Here is a 17,359-nt window from a genome sequence, read left to right as displayed (position 1 = left end):
TATGTATCAATAAAGCATTTTTAATGCAGGCATGTACAATTTTTAATACTTAACTTTGCGTTTAATATTTAAGCTAATGAAAAAAGCAGCCTTTCTATTTTTATTTACAACCCTGTTATTTTCCTGTAAAGAGCAAAGTTCAGAAAAAGGATATAATGCAATTAATGGTTACTGGGAGATAGAAAAAGTTATTATGCCCGATGGTTCTGAAAAAGATTACTCTGTAAATCCTACTATCGATTTTTTTGAGATAAAAGATTCTGTAGGCAGCCGTAAAAAAGTAATGCCACAAATGGATGGCAGCTACCGTATGAATGACCTGAGTGAAAAACTTACACTTTCGAAAAAGAGTGGTAAAACCATTATGAGCTATAGTACAGAGTATGCTAAATGGCAGGAAGAGCTTATAGAGCTTAACGAAGAGGAGCTGGTGGTTAAAAACCAGCATAATATAGAATATCATTATAAAAAACCAGAACCCTTTACTGTAAAATAATGGCTAAAAGGCTAAATGATAATAGCTCTATAGGTGATGTGCTTAAAGAGTTTATAAAAACCAACAACCTGCAAAAAGGTATGGATGGTATAAATGTGCGTGATGCCTGGAAAAACCTTATGGGTAATGGGGTTAACAACTATACCCGCGACATTATGTTAAGAAACAGTATCCTTTATGTAGAGCTTACATCGGCAGTATTGCGCGAAGAGCTTAGTTACGGTAAGGATAAGATCATAAAAATGATAAATGAGGAGCTGGGCAGAGATGTTGTAACCCAGGTAGTGCTCCGGTAAAAAAAAGGGCCACCCTAAGGCAGCCCTCTTACACAAGAGTGTGTAAACCAATCAATCTTATTTTTTAGAATTTAAATCCTACACCCAGTTGAAAAACAGAGTTTTGGATGTCTAAGTCGTCAGCAATTTTTGTAATGCCCTGGTTGTATCTTGCCGTTGCAAAAATACCAATTGGCGTCTGGAATGTAAGCCCTCCCGCTACACCAAATTCAAATGTTTTTAGACTATCCCTAAACGGTGTTGGGTTGTCGCCGCCGTTAGAATTTGGGTTAAAATCAACTTCATCATTTAGCAAAAAGCTAAACTGTGGTCCTGCCTCAATGCTTAAGCCTTCCAGTATATAGAATTTAGCAAGTACCGGCACATTAATGTAGTCAAGCTGAAGTTCAGCCCTGTCGCCATCATTTCCCCTAAAATTAAGTTCGGCGCCCTGGCCAGAATATAAAGCCTCAGTTTGTATAGAGAACATAGTTGTTATCGGGAACTCTGCAAATACACCGGCATGAAAGCTGGTTCTTGAGTCTGGGCTGCCATCAATGTCGCCACCGTTAAGTGTTGCAAAGTTTACACCACCTTTAACACCAAAGCTAATGTTCATGCTGTCGGCATTACTTGCATCTTCCTGCGCAAAAGAGGTAGCCATACCACCTATTAATAATGCGCCTACTGTTAAAAATTTAAATAGTTTCATGTTTAATTTAGTTTTAGTTTTGTGTTTCAAAAGTATATCAATAAAAAAGGTGCAATTACCAAGGATTTCTTAATTCACAAAAGTTTAACCGGTAATGAAAGTTTGGAAAACATACATAAACGAATACAAAACCTACCTCAGGATAGAGCGTGGCCTGTCTGAAAATTCGCTTACAAATTACCTTTTTGATATAAATAGGTTGGTTAAGTATTTAGAAGATAATACAATAGATGTTTCTCCGGTTTTAATTGGTGAAGAAACGCTGCAGCAGTTTATTTACTATATAGCAGGAGAACTAAACCCACGCAGCCGGGCACGGATTATTTCAGGGCTTAAGAGTTTTTTTAAATATTTAGTGTTTGAAGATTATCGAAAAGATATGCCCATGGAGCTTATAGAAGTGCCAAAAATGGGACGAAAACTGCCGGATACGCTTTCAGTTAATGAAATTGACCGCCTTATTGCCGCTATAGACCTCAGTAAAAATGATGGCGAGCGTAATAAAGCTATGCTCGAAACCCTGTATGGGTGTGGCCTGCGTGTATCTGAACTTACTACACTTCGGCTTTCTGACCTTTATTTTGATGAAGGGTTTATTAGAATAACCGGCAAGGGTAGTAAGCAGCGTTTTGTGCCCATAGGTAATACAACACAAAAATTTATCGCTAATTATGTAAAAGGCATTCGCGTACACCTTGATATACAAAAAGGGCATGAAGATATTGTGTTTTTGGGAAGGCGTGGCAAAGGGCTTACGCGCGCTATGGTCTTTACCATTATAAAAAGGCTGGCTGAGAAAACAACCCTGCAAAAAAATATAAGCCCGCATACCTTTAGGCACTCATTTGCTACACATTTGCTGGAGAATGGTGCCGATCTAAGATCTATACAGTTAATGATGGGGCATGAGTCTATTACTACTACAGAAGTGTATATGCATGTAGACAGAACCTTCCTTTCACAGATTGTAAACAACTTTCATCCGAGAAAATAAAAAAGCAATGCCGGCTTGTTCACAATTTGATGTTTTTATTCTAAATTTATACCATGAAGTTTTTCGATATTCCCGATGTAGATGGAGCAGAACCTTTAAATGCCTTTTATAAAAGGCTTCTTGATCAGGTTCCGGATGTTATTTTTAAGTTGGCATGGGAAAGAAATAATGTATATACACTGGTTTTTTGCAGTGAATCTGTAAGCAATATTTATGAAATATCTGCAAAAGATTTTATGGCAGATTTTGTGGGTTGCCTTAATGACAGGTTACTGCCCAAATATAACAGAGGGTTTTATGTAGCCCTGCACAGGGCGCGTATAAGGGGTGTGCCGTGGGATTTTGAATATGAAGTGGAGTTGCCGTTAAAAGGGCTGCGATGGATAAAGGTACATGCTAACCCTGAGTTGCAACAGGACGGAAGTGTAATTTTTTACGGGCGCATGAGCGACATAACTACTCAAAAGCAACAGGAGCTGCAGCTGAAATATTCAGGTGAGCGTATAAAATATGCCCTTGAGGCTGCCTCTGAGGGTATCTGGGATTTTGATATGGTTGATAATCAGGTGTTTTTTTCCTCCCAATCCATGAAAATCATAGGAAGGGAAGAGAAAGATACCGTTATGTCTTTTGAAAAATGGCGCAAGCTTATATTTAAAGACGATCTTAAAGGGCATATGAAAGCCTCTGAAGATTATATAGCGGGTAAAACCCAGCGTTTTGAATATATATACCGTATAAAACACGAGCAGTCTGGCCATCGCTGGGTAATGAGCAGGGGGCGTATTGTAAACCGTGATGCGCACGAAGCGCCTACAAGGGCTATTGGCACGCTTAAAGATATTACTGAGCTTAAAGAAAAAGAAATTGAGCTTGCCCGCATTATTACTATTATTGGAGAACAAAATAACAGGCTTAGCAACTTTGCCCATATAGTATCGCACAATTTACGATCGCATGCGGGTAACCTTAAAATGTTGCTGGATTTATTAAAAACAGCCGGTACTGAAGGTGAGCGTGAGGAGATGCTTGATCATCTTGAAGGTATATCAGATGGGTTAACAATAACAATCAGCCATTTAAAAGAGCTGGTTGAAATTCAGACCGAAGTAAAAAACGTAAAAGAAGATTTGAACTTAAGGTATTACCTTAAGAATATACTTACTATATTGCATAATGAAATTAGTAAGCATGGTGTTACTATAGAAATTAATATTCCGCTGGATGTTACTGTTAGCTACAACCCGGCATATCTTGAAAGTGTGTTGCTTAATTTTACAACTAATGCCATTAAGTACTCAAGTTCAGAACGAAAGCCGGTAATTTCTTATGACTATGCCATAGAGAAAGGTAAGAAAGTGTTGTATATTAGTGATAACGGCCTGGGTATCGACCTTAAGAAACATAAGAATGCATTATTTGGCATGTATAAAACATTCCATAAGCATCAAAATTCAAGGGGAATAGGATTGTTTATTACCAAAAACCAGATAGAAGCCATGGGAGGCAGGGTTGAAGTTTCGAGTGAAGTAAATAAAGGTACTGTATTTAAATTATATTTTAATGAAGAGGGTGAATAATATGTATGTAATTGATGATGATAAAATTTACCATTTTTTACTTAAAAACCTTTTTAAGCAAAATAATATAGATGTTAACCCTTTGTTTTTTAGTAACGGGCAAGACGCTATAGAAAGCATTAAGCAAAATAAAGATACCGGTAACCTGCCAGATCTTATTTTGCTGGATGTTAATATGCCTATTATGGATGGGTGGCAATTTTTAGAAGAGTACTCTAAGCTTGCAGGCAGCCTTGCAAAAATTTCTACCATTTATATGATAAGTTCGTCTAATGATGAACAGGATCTTAATAAGGCCAAAAAATTCAGTACTATAGTTAAGGAGTATTTTCTTAAACCAATATGCAAAGAAGATCTGGAAAAAATATTTATACCAGACCCCGTGTAATAGCTCATACTGTTTCTCAGAAAAAAACTATAAAAGCAAAGAGGCGTACCCAATGGTACGCCTCTTTTTATTGCTCTCAAAGGTTGAGATTATGACTGTATGGCTTCCTCATTTTCAATATCAAGGTAGCCTTGTACTACATCAATGGCATTAGTAACCACATCACTCAGTGCTACAATAAAGCTGCCTTCCTGCACATTATCTATAGCGTGCCTTATGGCTTCGGTTTCTTTAGGAATTACCTCGTGGGTAACCTGCCTTCCACTTGCGGCAAAACCTTCAAGCAGCAGCCCGTTTATGTTTTCTTCGGTACGTCCGCGCAGGTGCTTTTCATTGCGAATTATAATGTGGTCAAACATTCGTGCGGCTATGGTGGCGCATTCGCGAATGTCTTCGTCGCGGCGGTCGCCCACACCTGCAATAATGCCTATTTTTTGTGTAGCTTCTATATTGCTCAGATAATCTTCTACAGCCTGGTATCCGGCAGGGTTATGGGCAAAATCAATAAGCACCTTAAAGTTTTTAAACTCAAAAATATTCATACGCCCGGGCGTTTGTGCGGCACCGGGTATAAAGGTTTGCAGCGACAGGCTAATATCTTCGGTCTTAAAGCCCCAAAGGTACGATGTAAGGGTAGCAGCAAGTACGTTAGCAATCATAAACTTTGCTTTACCGCCCAGTGTAAGTGGCACGTGAGAAGCCTTTTCGATACGAATCTTCCAACCACCTTTTTTAATGGTAATAAAGCCGTTTTCATATACCGCAGTTACGCGGCCTGCTTTAGCTTCTTCCTTAATAAATGCACTGTCTTCGTCTAAACTAAAGTATGCTACATTACATTCAAGCTCTTTACCTATTTTAATACATTCGGGGTCGTCGCCATTCAATACAGCCCAGCCGTCTTTTTTCACGCTGCGCGGAATAACGCGTTTTACCCGTGCAAGGTCGTCTATAGTATTGATGTCGTTAAGGCCAAGGTGGTCTTCCTGTATGTTCGTTATAACGCCAATATCGCAACGGCTAAAACCAAGGCCAGACCGTAATATACCACCGCGTGCGGTTTCTAATACGGCAAACTCTACCGTAGGGTCTTTTAAAATATATTCAGCACTAAATGGGCCTGTGGTATCGCCTTTTTCCAGCATGTGGTTTTGCACATAAATACCGTCAGATGTGGTAAAACCAACTTTATAGCCATTATTTTTTACAATATGTGCCAATAGGCGGGTAGTGGTAGTTTTTCCATTTGTACCTGTTACCGCAAAAATAGGAATGCGGCTTGGTTTACCGGGAGGGTAAAGCATATCGATAACAGGTGCCGCCACGTTGCGGGGCAGGCCTTCGCTTGGCGCAAGGTGCATCCTGAAACCGGGTGCAGCATTAACCTCCAGTATCACACCACCATTTTCTTTAAGCGGCTGCGTAAGGTTCTCTGCCATAATATCTATACCACAAACGTCGAGTCCTATAACACGGCTAATACGCTCAGAAAGGAAAATGTTTTCAGGGTGCATCAGGTCAGTCACATCTACAGATGTGCCACCGGTACTCAGGTTGGCGGTAGATTTAAGATATACAATTTCTCCTTCTGCCGGTATGGTATCAAGAGTATAGCCTTTTTTATCAAGCAGATCGGTAGTGTCGCGGTCTACTGTAATTTCGGTAAGTACATTTTCGTGTCCGTAACCACGGCGTGGGTCCAGGTTTTCAATGTCTATAAGCTGGCCAATATTGTGTGTGCCATTGCCTTTAATGTGCGCAGGTACTCTTTGGGCAGCTGCAACGACTTTATTGTCAATAACAAGCACGCGGAAATCGTATCCTGTTATAAATTTTTCTACAATAACACGGCTGCCATATTTTTGGGCAAATTCCAGGCCGGCTACAGCATCTTCAAACGTTTTTACATTGATAGATGCGCCTTTACCATGGTTACCGTCAAGTGGTTTTAGTACAATCGGGTAGCCTATTTTGTTTATAATTTCCTGTAAACCTTCTTCGGTAGTGCAAATGCCGCCGCTTGCCACGGGTATAGATGCCGCCTCCAGCATACGCTTAGTCTGCTCTTTGTTACATGCAATATCTACTGCTATATGGCTTGTTTTATTAGTAATCGTTGCCTGAAAACGCATTTGGTTAATACCATAGCCCAGTTGCACAAGCGAGTTGGTGCCCAGCCTTATCCATGGTATATCGCGCGCTACGGCTTCTTCTACAATACTGCCGGTACTTGGGCCCAGGCGGTCGCGCTCGCGTATCTTGCGCATTTGCTGTATGTCTTCGTCAAGGTCATATTCTGTGCCTGCAATAAGCGCTTCTGCAATCCTTACCGAAGCTTCTGCGGCATAAATACCCGCGTTTTCTTCAACATAGCTAAATACTACATTATAAGTTCCGGGAGTTTTTGTTTCGCGTGTGCGGCCAAAACCGGTTTCCATTCCCGCAAGGGTTTGTATCTCCAGTGCTATGTGCTCTATAACGTGGCCCATCCAGGTACCCCTTTCTATACGGGCAAAAAATCCGCCGGGTACACCCTCGCTGCAGCGGTGGGTATAAAGCGATGGTATTAGCGCCTCGATGCGTTCCCTGAAACCATCTATTTTGTTAGTAGGAAACTGCTCCAGCTCTTCCAGGTTAAGGCGCATTTGTATTAGTTTTTTGCGCTTCACGCTCCAAATGTTCGGCCCGCGAAGGGCCTGGATCTTCTCAATTTTCATAAATTGGCAAAAAGGGGAATAAGGTTAGTCTATCTCTGGTAAATTGTGTGCTGATATTTAGTTTTTTACTGAAATTTAACACAAGTGCTTTAAATTGTGTTTCGTCGTTAGAAATTTACTTAAAAAAATAATTAAAAAGTATATTTGAACCAAATATTTTGCAAAGCGCTTCTTTTGGTAACATTCAAGTAAGAAATAATTAACTGAGAATGGCGTTTTTATCTTTTTAAACTAACTTTGCAGCATGAGTAATGTACAGGGAAAACTAATAATTATAGGAGGGGCTGTAGATAAAGGCAGCTTTACAGAAGCGTCTTTTGACCAGAATGTAGCTAATAACCTAAACTTTTTTGAAACCGGTATTTTAAGGCGCATCATCCGTGAATCTAAGCACGGTGAAGAAAGCCGTATCGAGGTAATAACAACGGCATCAGTAATACCGCGCCAGGTAGGGCCAGAATATATAAAGGCATTTGCGTACTTAAAGGCTGAGAACGTGGGCGTGATGTATATCGAGAAACGCGAACAGACAAACGACCCCGAAATACTGGCACGCATACAGGCTGCCGATGTGGTAATGTTTACCGGCGGCGACCAGTTGCGCCTTACCTCTATATTAGGCGGTACAAAATTGCACGACATCATTCTTGAAAAGTTTAAGAACGAAGAGTTTATATATGCCGGTACCAGTGCCGGTGCTGCGGCTGCAAGCAATAACATGATCTATCAGGGCAGCAGTAGTGAGGCGCTTTTAAAAGGTGAGGTAAAAATTACCAGCGGCCTTAGCCTTATACAGGATGTAATTATAGATACCCACTTTGTGCAGCGTGGCCGTATGGGACGCCTATTTCAGGCGGTTGTAGGTAATCCGCGTACGCTGGGCATAGGCCTGGGCGAAGATACCGGGCTGCTGATTACCGGTGATGGCAAAATGGAAGCCATAGGCTCTGGGCTTGTTATTTTAGTAGACGGACGCCAGATTAAGGATACTAACTTAACACAGGTAGACCTTGGCAGGCCAATATCTATAAACAATATGGTAGTACATGTAATGAGTATGTACGATACTTACGACCTCAATACTAAAGAAATGGAGATACATAACTCACAATACTCTATTCCGCTATACACTCCCCTGGAAGCAGACAGCGACCCAAGTGTGAGTGCAGATGACAAGGAGTAGTATATTATTTTAAATTTTGAATTTTAAATTATAAATGAGGCGCAAAGCTTTGCAGGGAATAAAAACCTTTGCGAAACTTTGTGCCTTCTTTGTGTAACTTTGCGATACAAAAAAAATTGTCTGTGAGACTCGGTGAAATAAAACCAAACAACAAATGAAAGTAATAATACACGGTGGTTTTTTTAGTGAATCATCTACTGATATAAAAACAAAAACAGCCAAGCAAGAAGCGCTTGTTTCTATCGTAAAGGCTTCTTATGAATATCTTAAAAACCATACTGCTACCGAAACTGTGGTATATGCCGTTACACTGTTGGAGGACAGCCCGCTGTTTAATGCCGGTATAGGTTCGCAGATACAAAGCGACGGACAGATACGCATGAGCGCAGCTCTTATGGATGGTACTACGCAAAAACTTAGCGGTGTTATAAACATACAGAATGTTCAGAACCCCATTAAGGTCGCTGAACAACTGATGCCTTATGACGATCGCGTACTGGGGGGTGAAGGCGCAACAAATTTTGCCCATAAAAATGGCTTTGCTGAGTTTAGCACTGAAACACCTGAAAGACGCGCTGAGTTTGAAAATAAACTCGCCGCTACAGGTACAGGAACCGTAGGCTGTGTAGCATTAGATGCTGATGGTAAACTTGCTGTTGCAACTTCTACCGGAGGTAAAGGTTTTGAAATGGTAGGCCGTATATCAGACAGTGCTACCGTAGCGGGTAACTATGTAAATGCCCATTGTGGTGTTAGCTGTACCGGCGTTGGTGAAGACATTGTAAGTAATGCCACAGCTGCTAAAATTGTAACCCGTATTACCGATGGTCTGCCCATTGCTGATGCTTTTGAAAAAACCTTTGCCGAATTAAAACCTTATGATGGCTTTGCCGGTGCCATTGCTATTGATGCAAATGGTAATATCTTTCATCAGGATTCGCACCCTAGTATGGTATTTGCGAGTTTTGACGGAGAAAATATAGTAGTATTTCAGTAATGGATATCCTTAGTTATATAGTGGTAGGACTTATAGCCATTAAAGTTATGCTAAACTTACGCCTTAGCTCCAGATACCAGCGTTATTATAGCGAAGATGTTGTAGATAAAGGCGGGCGACCGTCTTTTAAAGCGGTAGATGCCGCAATACGCCACAATGTAAATGATGTTGCATTACATAAAGACCTTAAAGGGTATCGCAAGTTGTTGCTGGTTTCATTTTGGTTAAGTATTGTAATATTTATATTGGTCATTATAGTTATAAGCTCAAATGTAGCGGGATAGCCTCTGCCAATTTTGTCATTTAAATTTTATGGTTTATAAACTTATTTGCCTCTGCTTTGCGGGGGCATTTTTATTTTCAGCACATTATAGTATAATAGGGGCTAATGGTTATCTTTGCGGCTCTAAAAAATACCTGTAATGATTACTGTAGATGCTGTTTCGGTACAATTTGGCGGTACCACCCTTTTTAGCGATGTGTCCTTCTCTATAAACGAGACCGACAAAATAGCCCTTATGGGGAAAAATGGTGCGGGTAAAAGTACCCTGCTTAAAATTATAGCCGGGGAGAGCAAACCTTCTACAGGCAATATATCTTCGCCTAAAGGTACTGTTATTGCTTACCTGCCGCAGCATTTGCTTACGCATGATGATGCCACAGTATTTGAAGAAACATCTAAGGCATTTGCCGGGATCTTTAAAATGAAGGCAGAGATCGATGCGCTTAACGATGAACTTACCGTGCGTACAGATTATGAATCTGACGAGTATTATAAGATTATCGAAAAGGTGTCTGAGCTTAGTGAGAAATTTTATTCGATAGAAGAGATAAACTATGAGGCCGAAGTAGAAAAAGTACTTACGGGTATGGGTTTTTTACGCGAAGATTTTACCAGGCCAACATCTGAGTTTAGCGGTGGATGGCGTATGCGCATTGAGCTTGCTAAAATACTATTACAAAAGCCCGACCTTATACTGCTGGATGAGCCTACAAACCACATGGATATTGATAGTATACAGTGGCTTGAAGACTTTTTGATAAACAGCGCAAAGGCCGTTATGGTTATAAGCCACGACCGCGCCTTTGTAGACAATATTACTACCCGTACCATAGAGGTTACTATGGGCCGCATTTACGATTACAAGGCTAAATACTCTCATTACCTTGAGCTGCGCAAAGACCGCCGTGTACATCAGCAAAAGGCTTATGAAGAGCAGCAAAAATTCATTTCTGAAAATCAGGCGTTTATTGAACGTTTTAGGGGAACTTTCTCTAAAACTGAGCAAGTGCAGTCTCGCGTGCGAATGCTGGAAAAACTGGTTCCTATAGAGGTTGATGAGGTAGATACATCTGCGTTGCGTTTAAAGTTTCCGCCGTCGCCACGCTCAGGGCAATATCCTGTAATTGTTGAAGGGTTAAACAAATCTTACGGCGACCACGTAGTGTTTAAGGATGCTAATATGGTAATAGAGCGCGGGCAAAAGGTTGCGTTTCTAGGGAAGAATGGTGAAGGTAAGTCGACCATGGTTAAGGCCATAATGAGTGAAATAACGCACGATGGCGGTAAGCTGGAAATGGGCCATAATGTAAAAATAGGCTACTTCGCGCAAAACCAGGCAGCAATGCTCGATGGCGATCTTACAATATTTGACACCATAGACCGCATTGCAGAAGGCGACATCCGTACACAGATAAAAACTATATTGGGGGCTTTTATGTTTAGTGGTGATGATACCACCAAGAAAGTTAAAGTACTGTCGGGAGGGGAAAAGACCCGCCTGGCCATGATAAAGCTACTTTTAGAACCGGTTAACGTACTGATACTGGATGAGCCTACCAACCACCTTGATATGAAAACCAAGGATATTATTAAAGATGCCCTTAAGGCCTTTGACGGTACACTGATACTGGTATCTCACGACAGGGATTTCCTTGACGGACTGGCTACCAAGGTATTTGAGTTTGGTAACAAACGCGTAAAAGAACACTTTGAAGATATTAAAGGGTTTCTTGAACACAAAAAAATAGAAAACCTAAGGGAGATAGAAAAGAAGTAGTTAAAACCTTAGTTTTATAATATTAAAAAAGCATAAAGGCAGGAAGTAAATTCCGTGCTTTTATGCTTTTGTTTTTTTTGGGAGTGTAAAGTTTTACTTCATTAATTGAATTTTACTTCCAGTACATCAATTTCACCTTCGTTAACCTCACCATTGTTATCTTCAATAATATTGATGCCCGAAACACATAGCGATTTCACTTTGCTTTTACCCGCTGTCATAAGCTTGCTAAAGTTAGATGGGTGCAGCATAAGCATAACATTTTCTGTAAGGGCATTGGTAGCTATAAAACTTTTGATTGTTGCTAAGTCGATATTTTTTTTCATGGCAATAAGGTTTTTAAGTGGTTTTGATTTTACAAAGATGCCTCATAAACCTTAAATGTTTTGGTAAGGAATTGCCAATTAAATATTAAAATTTCTCAGAAAGGCCGTGTTTTTTGAGGGTACTTGAATTTTGTGTGAGATGTAAATTTTATTAGTCTATTAATTCTATAGAGTATTTGATAATTTATATATTTGCCGCATCAAAACCAGATCGGGCATATGAAGAAATTTTACTTCCATATATTTTCCATTCTTATTTTCTTACTATTTTCTGCAATATCATTTGCTCAAAACAGCGTGGTAGAAGTCAGTGGGCTGGTAACTGACCGTCAGCTAAAAGAACCGCTACCGGGAATAACCGTTACAGTTAAAGGGAATCCTGCGGCAGTAACGGCGAGTAACGAGTCAGGTGAATTTACATTGCGTGCACAGGTAAGCTATCCGTTTGTACTGGTATTTTCGGGCGTAGGCTTCCAGTCCCGGGAAATACAGATACTTTCTGCACAAAGCAAAATAGCTGTAGAGCTCAATACAGAAAACACATTGCTAAATGAGGTAGTGGTTTCTGCATCGCGTGTGGAAGAACGTATTTTACAGTCGCCTATTTCCATCGAAAAAATTGACATTAAAGCCATTAAAGATAATCCTGCGCCTACATTTTATGATGCGCTGGATAATGTAAAGGGCGTGCAACTGCTCACATCAAGCCTTACGCTTAAAGTGCCAAACTCACGTGGTTTTAACGTGCCTAATAACTTCCGGTTTATGCAGTTGGTTGACGGGGTAGATGTTCAGGCAGCCACGCTTGGTGTGCCACTTGGCAATGCCATAGGTCCTACAGAATTAGACATCCAGAGCATGGAGATAACGCCCGGTGCGGCATCTGCATTATACGGTATGAATGCCATTAATGGCCTTGCCAGCCTGCAAACACGCAGCCCATTTACGCACCAGGGGCTTAGCCTGTACCTGCGCAATGGTGTAAATCATGTTAATGATAACGATAAGGATGCTTCACTATTTACTGAAGCTGCGCTGCGCTATGCCCACGTTTTTAATGATAAATTTGCTATAAAAGTTAATGGCTCTTATTTTAAAGGGACTGACTGGATATCTAACACGCTTAAAGACCAGAACCCATACAATCTTGTAACAGGAAACCCCGATTTTGCTGAACTTTCGGGCACTAATAATCCGGCGGCCGACCTTTGGAACAACTATGGCGATGAGCGTAATAACCGTGTGGCGGTTACCACCAATATTGATGGTCAGCAGCATACTTTTAATGTATCGCGCACGGGGTATCTTGAAAAAGACCTGGTAGACCCAACGGTAACTAATGCCAAGTTTGATGCGGGTGCTTATTACAAAATTAAAGAAAATCTTGAGGTATCTTATGTGTATCGCTATGGCCTTATGGATGGTACGTTTCAGCGGGGCAACAAAATTAGGCTAGATAATGCTACCGTTCAAAACCATAAGGTAGAACTAAAAGGTGAGGAATTTTATGTGCGGGCATATACCTCTATCGAAGATACCGGAGACTCCTATAACCTAAAGCCACTGGCGGATAACCTTGACTTGACCCATGCCAGTAATACCAACTGGCGCAATGCGTTTCAAACTGCTTTACAATCATCTATAAATGGTGGTACACCGCTAACGCAGGCCTTTGCTAATGCACGTGCCGTTGCAGACCAGGGCAGGGTAGAGCCGGGTACGCCTGAATTTGAAGCGCTGAAGAATACGATTATACGTACCAACAACTGGGATCATGCTAATTCTGGCATTGTCGGTGCGCCCGAAACCGGCGGTGCATGGCTAAAGCAAAAATCGGCACTGTACCATGTAGAGGGGCAGTACGACCTTTCTAAATATGTTAAGATATTCGATTTACAGGCCGGTGTTGATTACCGTCAATACCTTGTAACGCCGGATGGTAATAACTTTGTAGATTTTTCGCGCCCGTTAGCCGAACGTAATGTACCACTGACAAACGGTAGTTTTGGCGATAAGCAGAAGTATGAAAAATATGGTGCCTTTGTACAGCTTACCAAGCGGTTTTTTAACGACAGGCTAAAGCTTAACGCTTCTATTCGTGCTGACCGTAATCCTGAGTTTGAAACCAAATTTAATCCTCGTGTTGCAGTGGTGTATTCACCAAAGCAAAACCACAATTTCAGGGCATCGTTCCAGAATGGTTTCCGTTTTCCTTCCCTATTTGAGGCGCTGTCTTTTGTGAATAATGGCAATGTGCGCCGTGTAGGTGGATTAGCAAGAGTGAATGATGGTATTGGCTTCCTGGAAAATTCATACACATTAACCTCTATAGACCAGTTTAATGCCGCAGTTAATGATGCTGCAGATGCCGGTACACCCCGCAACCAGGCTGCGCTGGATAACCGTAACCTGCTGGTAGTGGCTAACCTTCCGCAAATGAAGCCCGAGCAGATTAACTCGTTTGAAGTAGGCTATAAGAGTGTGGTTGCTAACAATACCGTTTCGATAGACTGGGATGCGTATTATAACATTTACGATGGCTTCTTAGGCCAGGTTGAGGTTGCGGTTCCTAAAGATGCCACCGTGGGCAGCGATGCCGCTGTGTTTGCCATGCTTACCCGCAGTGCCCGCGATCATTACCGTGTGTTTACCAATAGTTCTAATACCTATAAAAGCTTTGGCTCATCGCTGGGTGTTAAATATAATTTTTATGAAGATTACACCGCAGGTTTTAATGTAAGTTATAACGACCTGCTGTCAGATGGAGGTAAAGATATTTTTATTACTGCTTTTAATACGCCAAAGTGGGTTACAAACCTTACCATAGGCAATAGGCAAATCATTAAAAATGTAGGTTTTACCGTTACCGGGCGCTGGCAGGATGCTTTTTACTGGGAGAGTACGTTAGCTAATGGCGATGTATCGGCTTACTTTACTGCCGATGCCCAGGTTAATGTAAAGATACCATCGATATTTGCAGTTGCTAAAGTAGGCGGCACAAATATCCTGAATAATAAATATTACCAGTATGCGGCAGGGCCTACCATAGGCGGGCTGTACTATGTTGCGCTCACATTTGAGCTGGCTAACTTATAAGACTAAGGTTGTTTTATTAAATGTTTGTTTTTTGTTTATGTAGCAAGCCCTGCCTTTTTTGGTGGGGTTTTGCATTTTGTTTTACCACTATTTGCACAAAGCTTTCACGAAGTCCACAAAGTTAATTGTGTAAGCTACATATCCTACCAAACCGTGAGTTTTGCAAGGTAATCGGCATCATCGGTATAGTCGGGCAGCGTAGCATTAATGCCGATAATCGTGTAAGCGAGGCTGTGGTTGCCCTCTACTTCAAAGCTGGTATTTGCAGTATATTGTTCTAGAAATCCGGCCAGGCTAAAATCGTCCAGTTCTTCTTTTGGTAATAGCACAAAATAATCAATACCCGTTTCGCTACCTTCAAAAGTAGCTTTTCCTTCATAGTTTTTCAGTTCGTCGAAAATGTCTTTAGCGTAATCGTATGTCATAGATTTTTGGAATTTAAGTGAAGAGGCATAAGGCATAAGGCAGAAGACATGAGAGAAAGAAATTAAAATGTCAGGGACAATTATTTCATTTGCCTTCCGCCTCTTGCCTTTTAAAATTCTTAAGAACTTATTTAGATAACCACTTATACAGCTTCTCGGCATTTTCTTTACTAAACAGCCCGGTACCACTGCTCATTGTAGCGGCAGATCCGCAGGCTACGCCCATGCGTGCCATTTGGGTAAGTGTGCCGCCCTTTGCCAGTATGCTGACCATACCGGCTACCATGCTGTCTCCGGCACCTACGGTACTAAGCTTTTTTACTGATGGTGCAGGTACATGTATAGTTTCGTCTTTGCTAACCAGGTAAGCGCCCTGTGGCCCTAACGATACTACTACGATCTCAGCTTTACCTTCGTCTACAAGTTGTTTTGCGGCTTCGTCTGCGCTGTCGTTATCCAGTTCCTTTTGTCCTGTGAGTGTTGCCAATTCGCCAATGTTAGGTTTAAGCAGGTATACACCTTCTTTAAGCACTTCCTCCAGCGCATCGCCAGATGTATCTGCAATAACCAGCGAACCTTTTTCTTTAAGAGCTCTTACCAGTTTACCTATATATGCGGCTTCAATACCCGGGGGCAGGCTGCCGCTTATAACGGTAATTTCAGGGAATGGGGATATGGTAATAATGGTTTTAAATATCTCATCAGCTTCGTCAACAGTAATATCTTCGCCCGGCATACCAAAGCGGTACTGCTCGTTGTGTGATGTATCTACAACAATAAAATTCTCACGGGTTTCGGCTTTAGTGCTAACCGTCTTTACGGATACCTTTTCTTCTTCTAAAAGTTCCTGTAATAACGCTCCGGTTCGCCCACCCGAAGTAAAAAGTGCAACAGAATCTATACCCAGTCTTACCAAACCGCGCGACACATTAATGCCGCCGCCGCCCGGTTCATATTTAGGTGCAGTACAACGTAGTTTTTTCTCGGGCTTCAGGTTTTCTACTGTAGTGCTTTTGTCTACAGTAGGATTTAGGGTAATGGTTAAAACAGATTTTGCCATCGGTAAGTTTATTGTTAACTATACTAAGTTATCAAATAAAAACCTACAGATGGCAAAACAAATTGTTAATACGTATGCGTTTTATTAGCTTACAAAACGCTGTAATATGCTGTATTCGTTACTAAGTTCAATATAGTAGCATCCCTTTGGTATCTCCACGTCAAGCTCATTAATTTGCTTATCGGTAAAGCCACGTTTTTCAAGGTCGTGCCTGGTGTGTAGTAGTACAGGCTCATCGCCCACATAGTATAAGTTGTCATCGCTGCGGTTAATTTCGGCTACATTGCCAGAAATTCCGTAATCCATAGAATTGTAAAGCAGTTCTTTTTCAAGTTCCTGGTCGCTCAGCTGGTCGAGCCAGCTTTTTAGTTCTTTCAACTTCATAAATAGCATTCGGTAAAATTAATATTCCTTTTCTGGGTTTCGGTATAATCCTTTGGGGGGCAAAAAATTATGACGTAAAGATACATAAAAAAAATATTGATTTAATGTTAAAGCACCTGTATTTTAACATTAATCACAATGTAATTGTAAGATATTATCTATTAAATATATTCTCGTTATTTTATGAATTTTTAATCGTCAAATTAGTTGAATAATAATTATTGAGGATTTTTTAAAATTTTCGGCAGTATTCTGTTTAGTGTATAAAAGTTAAATTTATGCCAATATTTATTCTTAAAATTGCGTTAAGATGTAAATACAAATATCAGATTATGAGAGAATTTGATTTAAAGCATCTTGCATACCATGTTTTGGTAAGTCTTTATTTTATCTGGCTGCCGCTTTTTTGTATTCTGATAGGTCTTCAGATAAACAGTAAGATGTCTGCGCAAAATGGAGGGATGGATAAGATATTGTTATTATGGATTTTCCTGAACCTTGTTATTGGTACTTCGCTTTTTTCGGTACTAAGGCTTTTTGGCTTAAGTGAAAGGCTGGGTAAAATTATATCCTACAGTTATTGCATACTGGCAGTGGTGTCTATAGTTACGGTAATGTTTGCACTAAACTAAAATACAAGAGCCTCCTGCAAAATATGCAGGAGGC

17 protein-coding genes are annotated in these 17,359 nt (G+C 40.7%); 11 read left to right on the top strand and 6 right to left on the bottom strand.

The features are described from left to right. The first annotated feature begins 76 nt into the window (after positions 1 to 76). Together DYH63_RS12040 and DYH63_RS12035 are read left to right on the top strand one after the other, a co-directional pair. Positions 77 to 496 carry a lipocalin family protein gene (locus tag DYH63_RS12040; protein WP_116789041.1) on the top strand — a complete coding sequence of 140 codons (420 nt, stop codon included), beginning with the start codon at positions 77 to 79 and terminating at the stop codon, positions 494 to 496. After that, positions 496 to 792: a DciA family protein gene (locus DYH63_RS12035; protein ID WP_116789040.1), complete on the top strand. Its 297-nt coding sequence runs from the start codon at positions 496 to 498 to the stop codon at positions 790 to 792. Before DYH63_RS12040 ends, DYH63_RS12035 begins: the two co-directional genes overlap by 1 nt. Positions 793 to 856: 64 nt before the next feature. Here the strand turns inward: DYH63_RS12035 and DYH63_RS12030 are convergent, their stop codons facing one another. Further along, a complete protein-coding gene (locus DYH63_RS12030; RefSeq protein ID WP_116789039.1) occupies positions 857 to 1,483 on the bottom strand; it encodes a porin family protein in 627 nt (208 codons plus the stop codon). A gap of 94 nt (positions 1,484 to 1,577) precedes the next feature. Here DYH63_RS12030 and DYH63_RS12025 point away from each other — a divergent pair, with 94 nt between their 5' ends. The 3 genes from DYH63_RS12025 to DYH63_RS12015 are packed head-to-tail and all read left to right on the top strand — an operon-like array spanning position 1,578 to position 4,445. Then, positions 1,578 to 2,477, top strand: coding sequence for a site-specific tyrosine recombinase (locus DYH63_RS12025; protein ID WP_116789038.1), 900 nt, complete (start codon positions 1,578 to 1,580; stop codon positions 2,475 to 2,477). 53 nt (positions 2,478 to 2,530) lie between these two features. Continuing rightward, positions 2,531 to 4,057 carry a sensor histidine kinase gene (locus DYH63_RS12020; protein WP_116789037.1) on the top strand — a complete coding sequence of 509 codons (1,527 nt, stop codon included), beginning with the start codon at positions 2,531 to 2,533 and terminating at the stop codon, positions 4,055 to 4,057. Then, positions 4,041 to 4,445: a response regulator gene (locus DYH63_RS12015; protein WP_116789036.1), complete on the top strand. Its 405-nt coding sequence runs from the start codon at positions 4,041 to 4,043 to the stop codon at positions 4,443 to 4,445. Before DYH63_RS12020 ends, DYH63_RS12015 begins: the two co-directional genes overlap by 17 nt. Before the next feature lie 89 nt (positions 4,446 to 4,534). Here the strand turns inward: DYH63_RS12015 and cphA are convergent, their stop codons facing one another. Continuing rightward, positions 4,535 to 7,162 (bottom strand): cyanophycin synthetase, encoded by a 2,628-nt coding sequence (gene cphA, locus DYH63_RS12010; protein ID WP_116789035.1) that lies wholly within the window; start codon positions 7,160 to 7,162, stop codon positions 4,535 to 4,537. A gap of 244 nt (positions 7,163 to 7,406) precedes the next feature. Here cphA and DYH63_RS12005 point away from each other — a divergent pair, with 244 nt between their 5' ends. The 4 genes from DYH63_RS12005 to DYH63_RS11990 all read left to right on the top strand — a co-directional run bounded on the left by DYH63_RS12005 (position 7,407) and on the right by DYH63_RS11990 (position 11,402). Beyond that, positions 7,407 to 8,345 (top strand): cyanophycinase, encoded by a 939-nt coding sequence (locus DYH63_RS12005; RefSeq protein ID WP_116789034.1) that lies wholly within the window; start codon positions 7,407 to 7,409, stop codon positions 8,343 to 8,345. A gap of 154 nt (positions 8,346 to 8,499) precedes the next feature. Further along, positions 8,500 to 9,342: an isoaspartyl peptidase/L-asparaginase gene (locus DYH63_RS12000; RefSeq protein WP_116789033.1), complete on the top strand. Its 843-nt coding sequence runs from the start codon at positions 8,500 to 8,502 to the stop codon at positions 9,340 to 9,342. Continuing rightward, positions 9,342 to 9,626, top strand: coding sequence for a hypothetical protein (locus tag DYH63_RS11995; RefSeq protein ID WP_116789032.1), 285 nt, complete (start codon positions 9,342 to 9,344; stop codon positions 9,624 to 9,626). Before DYH63_RS12000 ends, DYH63_RS11995 begins: the two co-directional genes overlap by 1 nt. 138 nt (positions 9,627 to 9,764) lie before the next feature. After that, the gene (locus DYH63_RS11990; RefSeq protein ID WP_116789031.1) at positions 9,765 to 11,402 is read left to right on the top strand and encodes an ABC-F family ATP-binding cassette domain-containing protein; all 1,638 of its coding nucleotides are present in this window, start codon (positions 9,765 to 9,767) and stop codon (positions 11,400 to 11,402) included. Between the two features lie 101 nt (positions 11,403 to 11,503). On the opposite strand, the gene DYH63_RS11985 is transcribed toward DYH63_RS11990, so the two are convergent. Continuing rightward, complete coding sequence (locus DYH63_RS11985) at positions 11,504 to 11,728, bottom strand: hypothetical protein (protein ID WP_116789030.1); 225 nt, start codon at positions 11,726 to 11,728, stop codon at positions 11,504 to 11,506. Between the two features lie 219 nt (positions 11,729 to 11,947). On the opposite strand from DYH63_RS11985, the gene DYH63_RS11980 reads away from it, so the two are divergent. After that, entirely contained in the window at positions 11,948 to 14,824 is a 2,877-nt protein-coding gene (locus DYH63_RS11980) for a TonB-dependent receptor (protein ID WP_116789029.1), read from the top strand. A gap of 143 nt (positions 14,825 to 14,967) precedes the next feature. On the opposite strand, the gene DYH63_RS11975 is transcribed toward DYH63_RS11980, so the two are convergent. The 3 genes from DYH63_RS11975 to DYH63_RS11965 all read right to left on the bottom strand — a co-directional run bounded on the left by DYH63_RS11975 (position 14,968) and on the right by DYH63_RS11965 (position 16,693). Continuing rightward, positions 14,968 to 15,249 (bottom strand): hypothetical protein, encoded by a 282-nt coding sequence (locus DYH63_RS11975; RefSeq protein WP_162927013.1) that lies wholly within the window; start codon positions 15,247 to 15,249, stop codon positions 14,968 to 14,970. 127 nt (positions 15,250 to 15,376) lie between these two features. After that, positions 15,377 to 16,309 carry a 1-phosphofructokinase family hexose kinase gene (locus DYH63_RS11970; RefSeq protein ID WP_116789027.1) on the bottom strand — a complete coding sequence of 311 codons (933 nt, stop codon included), beginning with the start codon at positions 16,307 to 16,309 and terminating at the stop codon, positions 15,377 to 15,379. 84 nt (positions 16,310 to 16,393) lie between these two features. Beyond that, positions 16,394 to 16,693 (bottom strand): hypothetical protein, encoded by a 300-nt coding sequence (locus DYH63_RS11965; RefSeq protein ID WP_116789026.1) that lies wholly within the window; start codon positions 16,691 to 16,693, stop codon positions 16,394 to 16,396. Between the two features lie 332 nt (positions 16,694 to 17,025). Between DYH63_RS11965 and DYH63_RS11960 the strand changes: the two genes are divergently transcribed. Further along, positions 17,026 to 17,325, top strand: a complete 300-nt coding sequence (locus DYH63_RS11960) for a hypothetical protein (RefSeq protein WP_116789025.1) — start codon at positions 17,026 to 17,028, stop codon at positions 17,323 to 17,325. Positions 17,326 to 17,359: the final 34 nt, after the last annotated feature.

The organism is Flavobacterium psychrotrophum (assembly GCF_003403075.1).
GTDB lineage: Bacteria > Bacteroidota > Bacteroidia > Flavobacteriales > Flavobacteriaceae > Flavobacterium > Flavobacterium psychrotrophum.
Note: the sequence above shows the minus strand (reverse complement) of the source record. Positions and strands in the feature narration are given on the sequence as shown.